Source organism: Bradyrhizobium sp. HKCCYLRH3059, assembly GCF_051168035.1.
Taxonomy (GTDB): Bacteria; Pseudomonadota; Alphaproteobacteria; order Rhizobiales; family Xanthobacteraceae; genus Bradyrhizobium.
This window is the reverse complement of sequence record NZ_JBNPUF010000014.1, coordinates 1-15,568: the sequence shown is the minus strand read 5'-3', so window position 1 is coordinate 15,568 and position 15,568 is coordinate 1. Positions and strand designations below refer to the sequence as shown.

The 15,568-nt window shown below is 67.2% G+C and carries 14 protein-coding genes; 10 read left to right on the top strand and 4 right to left on the bottom strand.

All coding sequences use genetic code 11. The features are described from left to right. Positions 1 to 87 precede the first annotated feature (87 nt). On the top strand, positions 88 to 1,692 hold the full coding sequence (locus tag ACQR13_RS30805) for an amidohydrolase family protein (protein ID WP_410052334.1): 1,605 nt from the start codon (positions 88 to 90) through the stop codon (positions 1,690 to 1,692). Continuing rightward, positions 1,689 to 2,699, top strand: coding sequence for a CobW family GTP-binding protein (locus tag ACQR13_RS30800; RefSeq protein ID WP_434863532.1), 1,011 nt, complete (start codon positions 1,689 to 1,691; stop codon positions 2,697 to 2,699). The genes ACQR13_RS30805 and ACQR13_RS30800 overlap by 4 nt, the downstream gene beginning before the upstream one ends. Positions 2,700 to 2,891: 192 nt before the next feature. Here ACQR13_RS30800 and ACQR13_RS30795 read toward each other — a convergent pair whose 3' ends face one another. Further along, positions 2,892 to 3,713, bottom strand: coding sequence for an IclR family transcriptional regulator (locus ACQR13_RS30795; protein WP_316184117.1), 822 nt, complete (start codon positions 3,711 to 3,713; stop codon positions 2,892 to 2,894). A gap of 179 nt (positions 3,714 to 3,892) precedes the next feature. On the opposite strand from ACQR13_RS30795, the gene ACQR13_RS30790 reads away from it, so the two are divergent. The 7 genes from ACQR13_RS30790 to ACQR13_RS30760 are packed head-to-tail and all read left to right on the top strand — an operon-like array spanning position 3,893 to position 10,483. Further along, entirely contained in the window at positions 3,893 to 4,948 is a 1,056-nt protein-coding gene (locus ACQR13_RS30790; RefSeq protein WP_315713567.1) for an ABC transporter ATP-binding protein, read from the top strand. Continuing rightward, positions 4,945 to 5,799, top strand: a complete 855-nt coding sequence (locus tag ACQR13_RS30785; protein ID WP_316165860.1) for an ABC transporter permease — start codon at positions 4,945 to 4,947, stop codon at positions 5,797 to 5,799. The genes ACQR13_RS30790 and ACQR13_RS30785 overlap by 4 nt, the downstream gene beginning before the upstream one ends. A 5-nt stretch (positions 5,800 to 5,804) precedes the next feature. Next, positions 5,805 to 6,599, top strand: a complete 795-nt coding sequence (locus tag ACQR13_RS30780; RefSeq protein ID WP_315754392.1) for an ABC transporter permease — start codon at positions 5,805 to 5,807, stop codon at positions 6,597 to 6,599. Between the two features lie 4 nt (positions 6,600 to 6,603). Continuing rightward, on the top strand, positions 6,604 to 6,897 hold the full coding sequence (locus ACQR13_RS30775) for a (2Fe-2S)-binding protein (RefSeq protein WP_316195605.1): 294 nt from the start codon (positions 6,604 to 6,606) through the stop codon (positions 6,895 to 6,897). Further along, the gene (locus ACQR13_RS30770; protein ID WP_434863531.1) at positions 6,890 to 8,284 is read left to right on the top strand and encodes an FAD-dependent oxidoreductase; all 1,395 of its coding nucleotides are present in this window, start codon (positions 6,890 to 6,892) and stop codon (positions 8,282 to 8,284) included. Before ACQR13_RS30775 ends, ACQR13_RS30770 begins: the two co-directional genes overlap by 8 nt. After that, positions 8,268 to 9,440 carry an NAD(P)/FAD-dependent oxidoreductase gene (locus tag ACQR13_RS30765; RefSeq protein WP_434863530.1) on the top strand — a complete coding sequence of 391 codons (1,173 nt, stop codon included), beginning with the start codon at positions 8,268 to 8,270 and terminating at the stop codon, positions 9,438 to 9,440. The genes ACQR13_RS30770 and ACQR13_RS30765 overlap by 17 nt, the downstream gene beginning before the upstream one ends. Further along, positions 9,437 to 10,483 (top strand): ABC transporter substrate-binding protein, encoded by a 1,047-nt coding sequence (locus ACQR13_RS30760; RefSeq protein WP_434863529.1) that lies wholly within the window; start codon positions 9,437 to 9,439, stop codon positions 10,481 to 10,483. Before ACQR13_RS30765 ends, ACQR13_RS30760 begins: the two co-directional genes overlap by 4 nt. Positions 10,484 to 10,806: 323 nt before the next feature. Here the strand turns inward: ACQR13_RS30760 and ACQR13_RS30755 are convergent, their stop codons facing one another. Further along, positions 10,807 to 11,529, bottom strand: coding sequence for a pyridoxamine 5'-phosphate oxidase family protein (locus ACQR13_RS30755; protein ID WP_434863528.1), 723 nt, complete (start codon positions 11,527 to 11,529; stop codon positions 10,807 to 10,809). Positions 11,530 to 11,593: 64 nt separating this feature from the next. Here ACQR13_RS30755 and ACQR13_RS30750 point away from each other — a divergent pair, with 64 nt between their 5' ends. Further along, on the top strand, positions 11,594 to 13,042 hold the full coding sequence (locus tag ACQR13_RS30750) for a PLP-dependent aminotransferase family protein (RefSeq protein WP_315825343.1): 1,449 nt from the start codon (positions 11,594 to 11,596) through the stop codon (positions 13,040 to 13,042). A 719-nt stretch (positions 13,043 to 13,761) separates the two neighbouring features. On the opposite strand, the gene ACQR13_RS30745 is transcribed toward ACQR13_RS30750, so the two are convergent. Continuing rightward, complete coding sequence (locus tag ACQR13_RS30745; RefSeq protein WP_316184102.1) at positions 13,762 to 14,340, bottom strand: hypothetical protein; 579 nt, start codon at positions 14,338 to 14,340, stop codon at positions 13,762 to 13,764. Between the two features lie 290 nt (positions 14,341 to 14,630). Continuing rightward, positions 14,631 to 15,425, bottom strand: a complete 795-nt coding sequence (locus tag ACQR13_RS30740; protein ID WP_434863527.1) for a class II aldolase/adducin family protein — start codon at positions 15,423 to 15,425, stop codon at positions 14,631 to 14,633. Between the last annotated feature and the right edge of the window lie 143 nt (positions 15,426 to 15,568).

The window sequence follows — 15,568 nt, the reverse complement described above, 5'->3', positions numbered from 1 at the left end:
TTGGAAGAAAGCAGACGCATGGTGGGCACGCTGCGCTTTGCCCACCCTACGGTCTCAAATGGAGGACACGCCGTCGTGACGGAACAGATGCTCCCTGGCGATGAGCTCGCCTTCATCCGGAACAAGGGCGCGGCGCCGATCGTGCCGAAGGCGACGACGCGGGATCGCGGGATCGGGCCGTTCAAGCGGCTGGCGCTGCGCAGCGCCACTGTCATCGACGGCACCGGGGCGCCGCCGATCGGGCCGGTCGACATCATCGTCGAGAACGGCCGCATCGTCAGCATCAAGAAGATCGTCGGCTATGGCTATGCCGGCAACGCTGGCGAACCGGCCGATCACGAGATCGACTGTCGCGGAAAATGGGTGACGCCGGGCTTCGTCGACTGCCACGCCCATGCCGGCGTTGCCTATCACTCCGCCAATGGCTGGGTGCCGCCGGTCGACTACGTCTACAAGCTCTGGCTGGCGCATGGCGTCACCACGGTGCGCGAGATGGGCTCGATGAACGGGCTGTCCTGGATGCTCGACCAGAAAGAGCGCGCCGAGAACAACACGATCGCCGCGCCGCGGCTGCTCGCCTATGCCTATTTCCCGGCCGTCAACGACATGGTCAAGACGATCTACACGCCGGAGCAGGGGCGCACCTGGCTGCGTCAGGTCAAGGAGCGCGGCGCCGACGGCATCAAGTTCTTCGGCGCGCCGCCCGCGATCATGGAAGCCGCGCTCGACGAGTGCAAACAGATCGGCCTGCGCACCGGCTGCCATCACGCCCAGATGGCGGTGTCGCGCATGAATGCGCTGACCACGGCGAAGTGGGGCCTGACGAGCGCGGAGCATTATTACGGCCTGCCGGAGGCGCTGTTCGAAGACCGCGTGATCCAGAACTTCCCGCTCGACTACAACTACACCGATGAATATTTCCGCTTCTCGGTCTCGGGGCAGATGTTCAGGCAGGGCGCCGAGCCCGGCTCGGCCAAGTGGAACGAGGTGCTGGAGCAGTTCCTGGAGATCGGTTTCACCTTCGTGCCGACCTTCACGATCTACGACGCCAACCGCGACCTGATGCGGGCGCGCCAGGCCTATTGGCACAAGGAGTACACCTGGAAGTCGATGTGGGACTACTTCACGCCGCAGCGCGGCGGCCACGGCTCGTACTGGTATCGCTGGTCGACCCAGAACGAGATCGAGTGGAAGGAGAACTACCGGCGCTGGATGGCGTTCATCAACGAGTACAAGAACCGCGGCGGCCGGGTCTGCACCGGCTCGGATTCCGGCTTCATCTACCAGATCTTCGGCTTCGGCTATGTCCGTGAGCTGGAGCTGCTGCAGGAGGCGGGCTTCCATCCGCTGGAGGTGATCCGCTCGGCGACCTCGCAGGGCGCCGCGCTGTGCGGGCTGCAGGACGAGATCGGCACCATCGACATCGGCATGCGCGCCGACATGCTGGTGCACGACCACAATCCGCTGACCGATTTCAAGCTGCTCTATGGCACCGGCGCGATGCGCTTCAACGACACGACCAACGCGGTCGAGTGGCACCGCGGCCTCAAATACACGATCAAGGACGGCATCATCTACGACACCGAGGAGCTGCTCGCCGACGTGCGCGAGCTGGTCAAGGCGAGCTGGGAAAGCGACGTGCCGGAGAAATACGCCGCCAAGGATAAAGACAAGGACGCCGCGGCGCCATGAGCGTCGGCAGCATCGACTTCTTCGTCCTCACCGGCTTTCTCGGCTCGGGCAAGACGTCGCTGCTGCGCGATGTCCTGAGCGCGGAAACGGCGTCGGACACCGCTGTTATCGTCAACGAGGCCGGCGAGGTCGGCCTGGACGGCGTGCTGCTGCGCGAGAGCGGCGACGACGTGCCGATGGCGACGCTGTCGAACGGCTGCGTGTGCTGCCAGATCGGCAGCGATCTCGCCTTCACCATCGACCGCCTGATCATGGCGCCGCGGCCCGCCGGCCTGCCGCCGTTGCGCCGGATCATCCTGGAAACCTCGGGCCTGTCGATGCCCGGCCCCGTGCTGCGCCAGCTTGCAACGCTCGCCGAGCATCGCATGCGCGTTGCGGTCATCGCAACCTATGACCTCACGCGCGGGCTGGCCGTCGCCGCATTCGAGGAGGCTGCGGCGCAATGGGCCGCAGCGCACCGCATCGTTGCGACCAAGGCCGACCTTGCGCCGGCCGCCTTGGCTGGATCGCCGGTCTCGATTGCGCAGCTCAATCCTGTCGCGGAGCCCATCGCCAACGCCGATCGCGCCGTGATCGTAGCGGCTGCGTTCGCGCCACTCACGGCTTCGCTGCCGCTGCGCGAGGTCACGCCTGATCTGACCGCCGCGCATCCGCGCCTCGCGCTCTGCCTCGTCCGCCCGCGGGCGGAGATCGCCTATGCCGATCTCGCCGGCTGGCTCGACAATGTCGCAGGCCGGCTCGGCGAGCGCCTGCTGCGGATCAAGGGCCTGGTGAAGATCCACGAGGCGCCGCGGCCGCTGCTGGTCGAAAGCGTCGGCACGGTGTTCTCGCCGCCGCGGCAATTGAAGGTCGAGAAACCGCCGGCGCCCTTCATCGTCGTGATCGCGCGCGACATTGCCCGCGATGAGCTCGAACAGGTCGAGCCGATGGGGTTGTTCACCTTCGCCTGGCGCGAGCCCGAGCGCGAAGTTGGGAAGGGCGGCATCCGCGCGGAGTGGGTGACCTGAGCGCCTAACGTAAGTTGCACGGCGCCGAGCAACTCACCGTCATTCCGGGGCAATCGTGCACACGCGACGGCGTGTGCGCGATTGAACCCGGAATCTCGAGATTGTTGGAAACGAACGCAAGGCAGCGTCGAGATTCCGGGTTCAAGGCCTGCGGCCTTGCCCCGGAATGACGGTGGTCGTGATGGAGAAGGACTAATTCCCCCCGATCGTGCTCAAGCTCCGTGATGGATAGCGCAAAGCCACGTCGAACGGGTTGAGCTTGCCGGCCAGCACCTGCGCCTCGCCCTGCAGGATCTTGACCACATGCGGCAGCCGGTCCGCGTTCAGCCGCTCCGCCAGCGTGCCCACGCTGAGCGCAGCCACCGCGTTGCCACGCGCGTCGAGCACGGGCACGCCGACGCCGGCCATGCCGGGAATGAGGCCGGTGCTGGTATTGACCCAGCCTTGCGCGCGCGCCTGCGCCAGCGCACTGCGCAGCGAGGCCTCGTCGAGGAAGCCGCGATCGAGCAGGCGCGGGATGTTGAAGCGGATCACGGCCTCCTGCTCGTCCTCGGGCAGGTTGGCGAGAATCGTGAGGCTGCCCTGGCCAAGCCCGAGCGGCACCTTGCCGCCGATGTCGCCGGTGAAGGAGCGGATTGGAAACGGTCCTTCGACGCGGTCGAGACAGACCGCATCGAAGCCGTTGCGCACCAAAAGGAAGATCGTGTCGCTCAAGGTCGCCGACAGCCGCAGCAGCGCCGGCCGCGCCGCCTCGCGCAGGCCGCTGGCTTGGCCCGCGCGTGCGGCGAGCACGTAGAAGTCGAGCGCCAGGCGATAGCGCTTGCCGGCGGCCTGTTCGGCGAAACCCTCGGCGGCGAGGTCCTGCAGCATGCGATGCGCGGTCGGCTGGCTGCAGCCCGCGGTCTCCGCGATGTCCTTCAGCCGCAGCCCGTCGGGGTCGCCCTCGGCGAGGATGCGCAGCAGCTTTAGGGCCCGGCGAAGGCTGGAGGACGAATCGGTGTCGGCTGTCGTCATCTGATCTGGTGAATGATGGAGTCAAATTCGTCGCACAGATTTCATATATCAGAATTTTAGACAGATAAATTCAGGATATCGGAATACATGATTGACCATCTGCGTTGCCCGCCGGCATGAAAGAGCCCCAGGGCGGCAATCCCTGCTGATGGCGAAGGGAGCCTCCCGCGCGAGGACGCATGGGTTTCCTGACGCTGGACGGTCTGACGAAGCTCTACGGCGATGTCGCTGCGGTCAGCGACGTCAATCTCAGCGTCGCCAAGGGCGAGTTCATCTCGCTGCTCGGCCCCTCCGGCTGCGGCAAGACCACGACGCTGCAGATGATCGCCGGCCTGGTCGAGCCGACGTCGGGGCGCATCACGCTCGACGGTCGCGACATCACCCACGAGAAGCCCGATCGCCGCGGCCTCGGCATCGTCTTCCAGAGCTACGCGCTGTTTCCGCACATGACGGTGGCGCAGAACGTCGCCTTCGGACTCGAAATGCGCAAGGTGATCAGGGCCGAGCGCGAGGCGCGCGTCAAACAGGCGCTGGCGCTGGTGCAACTCGCCGCGCTCGCCGACCGCTATCCACGCCAGCTCTCCGGCGGGCAGCGTCAGCGCGTCGCGGTGGCGCGCGCGCTCGTCATCGATCCGCCGGTGCTGCTGCTCGACGAGCCCTTGTCCAATCTCGACGCCAAGCTGCGCGAGGAGATGCAGTTCGAGCTGCGCGGCATCCAGCAGCGCGTCGGCACCACCACGATCATGGTGACGCACGACCAGAGCGAGGCGCTGTCGATGAGCGATCGCGTGGTGGTGATGGAGCAGGGCCGCATCATGCAGATCGACGCGCCCTATCGGCTCTACGAAAATCCGGTGACGCCGTTCATCTCCTCCTTCGTCGGCAAGATGAACCGGCTGTCCGGCGTGCGGCGCAACGGGGGCGTCGAGATCGGCGGGCGCCTGCTGCCGTGTGAGGGGGCTGACCTCACCGACGGCACGGCCGCCGTGCTCGCGATCCGGCCGGAGAAGATCGGCCTGACAACTCCCGGCGCCGGCGTGCTCGATGGCCGCATCAGAGCGCGCTTCTTCCTCGGCAGCACCTGGTTCTTCACCGTGGAGACGCCCGCCGGATTGATCGGCGTCGCCCTGCCCAATGCGGGCGAGGAGCCGGCGTGCGAGGGCGATCAGGTCGGTCTCGCCTGGAGCAGCGCCAGCGCGCGCGCGTCGAAGCCCGATGGAGCGCAGTCGGCATGAGCGGCACGCGCGCGACGACACCATGGCTGCTGGCGGCGCCGGGCGCGCTGCTGTTCACCGCATTGGTGGTCGTGCCGCTCGGGCTCACCCTGGCGCTGTCGTTCCACGTCTATGACGCCGCGACCGGCGTCAAGGACGAGACCACGCTGGCGCACTACATCGGCATCCTCTCCGACAGCTACTTTCTCAATATCTTCTGGCGCACGCTGCGGCTCGCCGCGCTGACCACGCTGATCTGCGCCGTGATCGGCGCGCCCGAGGCCTACATCCTGGCGCGCATGCGCGAGCCCTGGCGCTCGGCGTTCCTGCTCGCGATCATCGGCCCGCTGCTGGTTTCGGTCGTGGTGCGCGCCTTTGGCTGGAGCATGCTGCTCGGCCCCACGGGCCTCGTCAACGAGGCCTTCCGTGCGCTCGGGCTCGGCACGGTCAGGATCCTCTACACCGAGACGGCCATCGTCATCGCGCTCGTCCATGTGATGCTGCCGTTCATGGTCATCCCGGTCTGGACCTCGCTGCAGAAGCTCGATCCGATGGTCGAGGCCGCCGCCTGGACGCTCGGCGCCTCGCGCTTCACGGCGCTGCGCCGCGTAGTGCTGCCGCAGGTGACGATGGGGCTGCTGTCGGGCAGCCTGGTGGTGTTCGGACTTTCGGCCTCGGCCTTCGCGATCCCCGCGCTGCTCGGCGGCCGGCGGCTGAAGATGGCGGCGACGCTGGTCTATGACGAATACATGCACGAGCTGAACTGGCCGCTGGGGGCCGCCATCGCGATTCTCGTGCTGGTGATCAATCTCGTCATCATGCTGGCCTATCAGCGCGTCGTCGAGGCGCGCGCCAGGCGGATGTTGGGGTGAGCGGCATGCGCCACAACGGTCCGATCGCCCTGGTCTTTCATGCGCTCGTCACTGGCTTCGTGCTGGCGCCGCTCATCGTGATCTGCCTCGTCGCGTTCACGCCGGCCAACACGTTGACATTGCCGACCACGCAGGTCTCGCTGCGCTGGTTCACAGCCGTGTTCGCGCATCCGGATTTCGTCGCCTCCTTCCTCAACAGCCTGTGGGTTGCGGCAACAGCCGCGACGATTGCGGTCGTGCTCGCGGTCGCCGCCGGCCTCGCGCTCGATCGCTACGACTTCCGCGGCCGCGCGGCGCTGAACGCGCTGTTCCTGTCGCCCCTGATGATCCCGCATCTCGTGCTCGGCGTTGCGCTGCTGCGGCTGTTCGCGCTGCTCGGCGCCACCGGCAGCCTGCTGTGGCTGACCGCAGGTCACATTGTCGTCGTCACGCCTTATGTGCTCCGCTTGGTTCTGGCCGCCCTGTCCGGCCTCGACCGCAGCGCCGAGCAGGCGGCGGTGACCCTGGGCGCTTCCGGCTGGATCGTGTTCCGCCGCATCACCGTGCCGATGATCCTGCCCGGCATCACCGGCGGCTGGCTGCTCGCCTTCATCAACTCCTTCGACGAGCTCACGATGTCGATCTTCATCACTTCGCCCGCCACGATCACCCTGCCGGTGCGCATGTACATGTACGCGACCGAATCGATCGATCCGATGATGGCTGCCGTATCGGCGCTGATGATCGCGGTGACGGCGGCGGCGATGCTGCTGCTCGACCGCATCTTCGGCCTCGACAAGATCCTCGTGGGGCAGGGCTGACACCATGCCGCTGTTGCATCGTCTCGTCCGCAACGACAGCGCCGTCATCTCCTTCGCGATCGATGGCGTGCCCTGCGACGGCCGCGCCGGCGACACCGTGCTGACGGCCATGCTCTGCCAGGTCGACCGGCTTCGCTACAGCGAGTTTTCCGCCGCGCCGCGGGCCGGCTTCTGCCAGATGGGCGCCTGCCAGGACTGCTGGGTGCAGCTCGCGAGCGGCGAGCGGCTGCGCGCCTGCACGACGCCGCTTACCGAAGGCATGGACATCATCACACGACGAGGGCGCGGCCATGGCTGAGCGCGCATCTCCCCTGATCGTCGGCGCCGGCCCGGCCGGCATCCGCGCCGCGATGACATTGGTCGCGGCCGGCCTGCGGCCGATCGTGGTCGATGAAGGCCACGCCTGCGGCGGCCAGATCTATCGCCAGCCGCTGAGTCCCGACGGCCGCGATGCCACGGCGCGCTACGGCTCGGAGGCTTCGAAGGCCGCGCGGCTGCATCACGACTTTGCGGCGCTCGGCACCGCAATCGACTATCAGTCGAACACGCTGCTGTGGAATCTGCGCGACGGCGCGGCCGCCATTCTCCGCGACGGCATCAGCCATCGCATCAATTATGATGGACTCATCCTCGCGACCGGGGCGACCGATCGCGTGCTGCCGATCCCCGGCTGGACCCTGCCGGGCGTGTTCACGCTCGGCGGCGCGCAGATCGCGCTGAAGGCGCAGGGCTGTGCGATCGGCCGGCGCGTGGTGTTCGCTGGCTCCGGCCCGCTGCTCTATCTGGTCGCCTGGCAATACATGAAGGCCGGCGTCGACGTCGCCGCCGTGCTCGACGCGGCGCCCTTGTCTGCGAAGCTCAATCTGCTGCGCGCGTTGCCGCTCGCGCCGGGCATCGTGCTGCGTGGGTTGCGCATGGCGCTGGAGTTGACGCTGCGCGGAACGCGCGTGCGGTCCGGCGTGTCCCGGCTTCGGATCGAGGGCGAGAGCCGGGTGGCGCGCATCGTCTATCGGGCCGGCGGGCGCGAACACGCGATCACCTGCGACGGCGTCGGCTACGGCCTCGGTCTGCGCTCGGAGACTCAGGCTGCTGATCTCGCCGGCTGCGCCTTTCGCTTCGATGCGCGCGACGGCGCGCATCGTCCGGTTCGCGACGCCGGTGGCCGCAGCAGCATCGCGGGCGTGTACCTCGCCGGCGACGGCGCCCGCATCGCCGGCGCCGATGCCGCGGAAGCCGCCGGCGAGCGGGCCGCGCTGGCATTGTTGGAGGATCGGGGCCTGCCGCATGATTCGGTGCGCGCCGCCACCCTCGAACATGCGCTGGCGCGGATCGATCGCCTGCGCGATGGGCTCGAAGCCGCCTTTCCCTATCCATCGCATTGGGCGGGCGACATCGCCGATGACACGCTGCTGTGCCGCTGCGAGGAGATCGATGCCGGCGAGGCGCGGCGCGCGATCAGGGATTTCTCGCTCACCGAGATCAATCGCCTGAAGGCGGTGACGCGCATCGGCATGGGCCGCTGCCAGGGCCGCATGTGCGGCGTGGCCGCCGCGGAGCTCTTGGCTGCGCAGACACGCCGCGACGTCGGCGCCGTCGGCCGGCTGCGCGCGCAGGCGCCGATCAAGCCGATCCCGGTGGCCGTGAGTCTGTCCCTCGACGAGAGGCAGCATGACCCGGCGCATTGACTGCGATGTCGCGATCGTCGGCGGCGGGCTGGTCGGCAGCTCCGCCGCGCTGGCGCTGCGCGGCATGGGCTTCTCCGTCACGCTGCTCGACAAGGGCTTCTGCGGCGCTCAGGCGAGCGGCGTGAACTATGGCGGCGTGCGCCGCCAGGGCCGCCCGCCCGAGCAACTGCCGCTGTCGCAGCGGGCGCATGCAATCTGGCCGCGGCTCGCGCAGCTCATCGGCATCGACGGCGAGTTCCTGCGCTCCGGCCATCTCAAGCTCGCGCGCTCGCCTGCGGACATGGCGAGCCTGGAGCGCTACGCCGTCGAGGTCGCGCCGTTCGGGCTCGCTCTCGAGCTGATCGGCCACAATCAACTGCACGAGCGCTTCGGCATCGCGGGCGGCGTCGTGGGCGGTTCGTTCTGTCCTGGCGACGGCCACGCCAATCCCCGGCTGGTCGCCACCGCCTTCGCCGCAGCGGCGCGTCGCGCCGGCGCCGAGGTGCTGGAGAACACGGAGGTTACGGGCGCCATCAGGACGTTCGAGGGCTTCGTGATCGAGGCCGGCGACGTTGCCATCAGGACGCGTACCGTGATCAACAGCGCCGGCGCCTGGGCCGACGGCTTGGCGCGCGCGTTCGACGAACCAGTGCCGCTGGAGCGCACCTATCCGTCGATGATCGTGACCGAGCCGCTCGATCCGTTCCTGACCGTCAACATCGGCATCGAAGGCGGCGGCATCTATGCGCGGCAGGTCACGCGCGGCAATGTCGTCGTCGGCGGCGAGCGCGCCGCGCCGCTCGCCGATCCCGACTATTCGCGCCCGCGCAGCGACGGCGTGCTTGCCATCATGCAGCGCGCCAGCGAGCTGTTCGGCCCGCTGCGCCATGCCCAGGCAATCCGGTTCTGGAGCGGCACCGAGGCGACGATGCCCGACCGCAATCCGGTGATCGGGCCGAGCGCGACGACGCCGGGACTGATTCACGCCTTCGGCTTCTCCGGCGCCGGCTTCCAGATCGCGCCGGGGGTCGGCGAGGTGCTGGCCGAGCTGGTGCGCGACGGCGAAACCTCGACGCCGATCGTCCCTTTCGCCATCACCCGTTTCTCACCTGCATCGCAGCCGGGCGATGCCTCTCAAGCAGCAATGACGACAGGATCGAAGGAGACCTCGCCATGATCGATGCTCGCGCCGCGCTCGGCTCAGCCTTTGCACTCATCCTCGCTGTATCGGCCGCGCATGCGGAAACCAAGACGCTTTATGTGGGCATGAACGGCGGCAATTTCGAGCGCACCTATACGCAGGCGGTGTTTCCGGACTTCGAGAAGGCCAACGACGTCAAGATCGTCGTCGTGCCCGGCACCTCGTCGGAGATCCTCGCCAAGGCGATCGCGGCGAAGGACAAGCCGCAGATGCACGTGATGTTTCTCGACGACGGCGTGATGATCCGCGCCGCCGGCCTTGGTCTGTGCGAGAAGCTGAAGCCGAGCGAGGCGCTCGGCCAGCTCGAGCCGTTCGCGCGACTCAAGGACGACAAAGCCGCCGGCATCGACATCGGCATGACCGGCCTTGCCTACAACAAGAAGCTGTTCGACGAGAAGGGCTGGGCGGCGCCGACCTCCTGGCTCGATCTCGCCGATCCCAAATTCAAGGACAAGGTCGTGTTCCAGTCGGCCTCGGTCTCGACCTTCGGCCTGCACGCCTTCCTGATGATCAACCGTATCAACGGCGGCAGCGAGGCCAATGTCGAGCCGGGCTTCAAGGCGTTTCCCGACACGATCGGCAAGAACGTGCTCGAATACATTCCGAACTCGGCCAAGATCTCCGAGATGGTGCAGACCGGCGAGGCCGCGATCTTCCCGCTCACGCCGACCGCGGTGTCGACCTTGAAGGAGAAGGGCATCCCGGTCGAGTATGCGCAGCCGAAGGAAGGCTCGGTCGTGCTGATGGTCGCCGAATGCGTCATCGCCAACAACTCCGAATCCGAGCTGGCGCAGAAGCTCGCCGCCTATCTGCTGTCGCCAGAAGCGCAGGCCAAGGCGCTGGCGGCCGGCAACATCGTGCCGTCCAACACCACCGCGAAAGCCACGACGCCGGCGGCCGAGCAGAAGCTCGCGACCTTCCACGGCTACATGAAGAGCGCGATCACGCTCGACTGGGACGTCATCAACGCCAGGCGCCCCGAATGGAATACGCGCTGGAACAGGATGATCGAGCGGTAGGCAGGCTTCGTTCCGTCGTCATTGCGAGCGAAGCGATTCAGACCTTTCATGCGGCCCTGGATCGCTTCGCTGGCGCTCGTGATGACGGCCGGGGAGCCAGCGCGTTTGCAGTTCCATCGTCATACCCCGCCAAAGCGGGATATCCAGTCCGCCGCTGCTCTCGATGCCATCACGGCCGTCTCGGCGTACCGGATCGCCCGGTCGAGCCGGGCGATGACGGAAAGTGGCGCTACGCCTGCTCCGATCGTCATTGCGAGGAGCGTAGCGACGAGGCGATCCAGGGTTGCGCAAGGCACCCTCGGATCGCGTGGTAGCTACGCGCATTACCCCGCCGGATAGCTCGTCGCATACGCCTCCGTCAGCGCCTCATCGAGCCGCCGTCCAGCGCTGAAACCTGACAGCGTCGCGGGACGGGTGACGCCCGGCAGCAATCGGCCATCGGGCTCCGGCGACCCGATCAGGGTGTGCACCGGAATGCGCTCGGCATAGATCGGCAGCGCGTAGTCCTCCTCATCGTCGATGACGCCCGCGGCGCGGATCTTCGCCGATGCCTTTTCGATCTCCATGGTCACGACCGACGTGGCCTTGAGCTCCTGCTCGGTGGTCGGGCGCAGACTCGCCGTGCGGCCGGGAAACAGCCGATCGACCATCATCACCAGCGCGCGTTCCTTCTCCGCCTGATCCTCGATCAGCCGGGCATGGCCGAACGCCATCACCGAGCGATAGTCAGCCGAGTGATGGAAGGCGCTGCGCGCCAGCACCAGGCCGTCGAGATGGGTGACGGTGAGACAGGCCGGCTGTCCCTCGGACAGGCTGCGCAACATGCGGCTGGCGCTCGAGCCATGCCAATACAGCGTCGTTCCCTCGCGCCAATACAGCGTCGGCGTGCAATAGGGCTGGCCGTCGATGACATAGGAGACGTGGCACAGCGTTGCGGAGTCGAGCAGGGCATGGACGGTCGCGTGATCGTAGTGGGCGCGCTGATGCCGCCGCTTGACCCGGTTGGTGTCGTCGACGGGATAGCTCGGCATCTGTTGCTCGGACATCGTCAGTCTCCTGTTTCCGTCGACGTCATGCCATGGCAAAGTGGTTGCCGGGAGTTCCACTTCGATGCGAAAGCAGACAACCACTTCGCGGCGCCGCGACGACGTGCTGGCGCTGCCGATCCGGCTCGACCGCACCATCCGCAGCCAGTCGCGGCAGGTGCACGGCGCGCTGCGCACCGGCATCGTCGACGGCCTGCTCGCGCCCGGCCTTCGTCTGCCTTCGACGCGCGGGCTCGCCGAGCAGCTCGGTGTTCGCCGCAACGCGATCGTCGCAGCCTATGAGGCGCTGCTGTCGGATGGCCTGGTCGAGGCGCGCCACGGCGCCGGCACCTATGTCGCGGCACGGCTGCCCGCACCGCAGGTCGCCGCACCAGTTGCCGAGCTGGACATCCGCATTCCGCCGCGCCGGCCGTTCGCGCTCGGCTGCACGCTGGTCGATCCCGTGCTCTTGCGGCGACTCGCCGCGGCCAGCCGTCGCCGCATCGCCCGCGCCGCGCCGGATGAGCTCGGCTATGGCGATCCGCGCGGCAGCCTGCATCTGCGCAGCCAGGTCGCGCACTACCTTGCCGCCAGTCGGGGCGTACGCTGCGACCCAAGCTGCATTCTCATCGTGAGCGGCACCCAGCATGGCTTGCGGCTGTGCATCGACGCGTTGCTTGCGCCGGGCGATCCCGTCTGGTTCGAGGATCCGGGCTATGTCGCCTCGCGCCATACGTTGAGGACGACCGGCGCGAAGCTGGTCCCGGTGCCCGTCGATGATGAAGGAATCATAGTGAGCTCGGGCGAGGCGGCGTACATGGCGGCCAAGGCCGCCTACGTGACGCCATCGCATCAGTTTCCGACCGGCGTTGCGATGAGCATGGCGCGGCGCATCGCGCTGCTCGACTGGGCGCGCAGGGCGGACGCCTACATCTTCGAGGACGACTACGACAGCGAGTACCGCTTTGCCGGCCCGCCGCTGACGGCGCTGGCCGGCATCGGCGGCGAGCGCGTGATCTATCTCGGCACCTTCGGCAAGACGCTGTTCGCGGGACTGCGGCTCGGCTACCTCGTGGTGCCGCCGGCGCTGGTCGCGCGGGTCGTCGCAGCGCGCGCGGCGCAGGACCGGTTTCCGCCGGCCTTCATGCAGGACGCTCTGGCCGACCTGATGGCCGACGGCGTGCTCGCAGCCCACATGCGGCGGCTGCGCCCGCGCTATCGCCAGGCGCGCGACGTCGTCGCCGAGGCGCTCGCCAAGCACGGCAAAGGCAGCCTGCAACTGGCCGCGCCGTCGCAAGGACTGCATCTGCTGGCGACCTTGCCGCCGGCAGCGCCGAAGGGCACGGCGAAACTGATCCGCGACCGCGCCGGCATCGAATGCCGGCTGCTGTCGGATGCGCGGATCGTGCAGCGCGGGCCCGACGGTTTCATCCTGGGCTATTCGGGCTTTGCGGCGAAGGATCTCGCCGATGCCGCCAGGCGGCTCGGGCGCGCCACCCAGGACATCCTGGGCGCGGCGGCGCGCCCGCGCTGAGCATCATCGATGCCGCGAGTGTGGCCGAGCCGGCACGTCGGGCAAATCAGCAGGGCCATGAGCTTTCGGGAATCTACACAGAGGCTCCGCTTGCGTGTCGCGCGCAACGCGCCGGTCTGGATTTTGTTCAGTTCGTTCAACGCGCTCTTGACGACCGATCGCGCGCCTGCATTTTCTTCTTTCGTTTTTTCGAAAATCGTGCTTTGGTAGCGCATCCCGCCTCACCGCAGAGGGGCGTAGCGCGCGATCGTCACGACACGCGAGGTGGGGATGCGATGGCCGCGCTGTTGCCGCAGCATGCTTGTCCAGCGTGCGGACGAACGGCAATGCGCGGACGTGAAGTCGCAGCGTCCTGATACCCCGATGCTGGTATCACGCGCAGTGCGCGCAAGCGCATTGTCGCAATGGTGGCCAACAAGCCCGGCGCACCAGGGAGACTGCGTATAAGCGTGAAGACCATCGCGCAGGGAATGCCGGGTTGAACCGGCTTTGCCTGTGGTACCTGCCGCCTGCATTTTTTTCGCAGGCGGGCCATGGGTGGGGCCTTCACCCGGCATTCCCTGCGCCCTTTGCACTCCCGAGGGCGAGACGGATCGTAAGCCTCGGGCATCATCTGCCGCGAGAATGCGCCCTCATGTTCATGGCTGTTCGAGATGCGGATTGGAGCAGATGCGCGTCAGGCGACGCGGATGCGCGCGGTCGCCGCAATCGCGACGCGCTCATTCATAGGGATTGTGCTCGGCGTTCGTCATCGTCTGGCGCACCCGGCGCAAGGTGATGGGCGTGCCGTCGGAGACGAACTGCAGCTCATAGGCGCGGCCGCTGTCGTCCTTGGCGGAGCAGGTCACGCTCGTGACCTTGAGCATCGCGAAGTTGCCGACCTGACGGCACATGCCGGCCGAGCTCTTCGTCACCGGCACCGGAATGCCATCGACCTTCGGGCGATGCTTGGAATTCAGCAGCATCCTGTCGATCGGCAGTTCGTAGACGTTCTGGATCGACCTGCGGCCATTGATGCCGGAGAACGCGATGATGTGGCTCTCGTCAGCGGGATCGTCGAGCGCGACGGTGAAATGGGCGCGCCCCTTCTCGCTGTGAAAGAACGCCACCGTCTTGCAGGAAAATTCGCGGCCGTCGACCTTTGCGGTCCGGCAGGTGCCGGACATCAGCGCGTAGAGATCGATGTCGGGCCGCTCCTCCGGCGAGCTCGTCACCGGCATCGGCTGCTGAGCCAGGCAGGGCGCACTCAGGCAGAGACCGAGCGCAACGGCAGCAAGACGAGGAAAATGCAGGGGCATCCGCGGGAGTGAGCCTGGAGGAATCATGACGGCGCGACAGGTTAAGCGATATGTGTCAGCTTTGCGGCAAAAAGAGGTCGGACACCAGTGCAGCAGTGCACATCGCGCCAGCGCAAGCCCGGCGCTGTACGGCACGGTCGGCCGATACCGTAAAAGGAATGGAAAGTTCCGTGCGCACGCCGCGCACTCGCCCGCGCTCCATGTCGAGACGGAAGGCGTGGTGCAGCGGGCTCGGCGCGTCACAGGATTCCGGGGCGGCGCTGCCCCGGAATGATATTCAATCTCCGGGACTATTTCGCCGACTGCGCCTTCTGCTTCCACAGCGCCCAGGCGCGGTCCATGATCACCATGTTGACCGCGTCGGCCTTGGCGGCCTCCTCGGCGCTGAGATAGGTGACGTCTCTGCCGAGCCCGATCGCCTGCGCCTGCAGCTTCGCATTGACGTCGGTGTAATAGGCGCGGAACACGGCGGCCTTGACCGACGGTCCAACCGCGACGTCGCCGTGGCCGCGCATCAGCACCACCGATTTGTCGCCAAGCGTGGCCGCCAGCGATTTGCCGATCACATTGTTGCTGACCAGCATGTTGGTGGCGCCGAACTCCTTGCCGATGTCCCATACCGGCGCGCCGGTGCCGAGGAAGGCGGCGTTGTGATACAGCGGCTTCAAGGGTGTATGGCTGACGCTGAACGGCACGACGCCCGGCGAATGCGTATGCACCACCGCGCTGACGTCCGGACGCGCCTTGTAGATCTCGGCATGGATGAAGCGCTCGAGGAAGACGGCGCGGTTCCTCGCATCGACCGGTTCGCCGTTCTCATCGAACTCCATGATGTCATTGGCCGTCACCTGCGCCGGCGCGATCGAGCGTGCCATCAGGAAGTGGTGCGGATTGGTGGGATGCCGCGCGCTGACATGGCCGAAGGCGTCGACGACGCCGAGATCGGCGAGGATGCGGCTGCCGGTCGCGATGTCCTCGAGCAGCTCGCGGGGGACACCAGGGATGGCGTCTTGGGCGCGGGAAGGGCCAGCGGAGAGGAGGAAGGCTGCTACGGCAATCGCGGCGAAGCGGCTGAAGCTGGACATCTGGCTCTTCCTCCCGGCCTTCGTTGTCTAGGCTCGTTGCTTCAACATACGCGTCATTGCGAGCGAAGTGTTCAGCCCGGGGACATAGCTGACGGGTGTTCGGGGAGATGGTTGACACTTCAAAATCGGCTCGATTCGTCAAG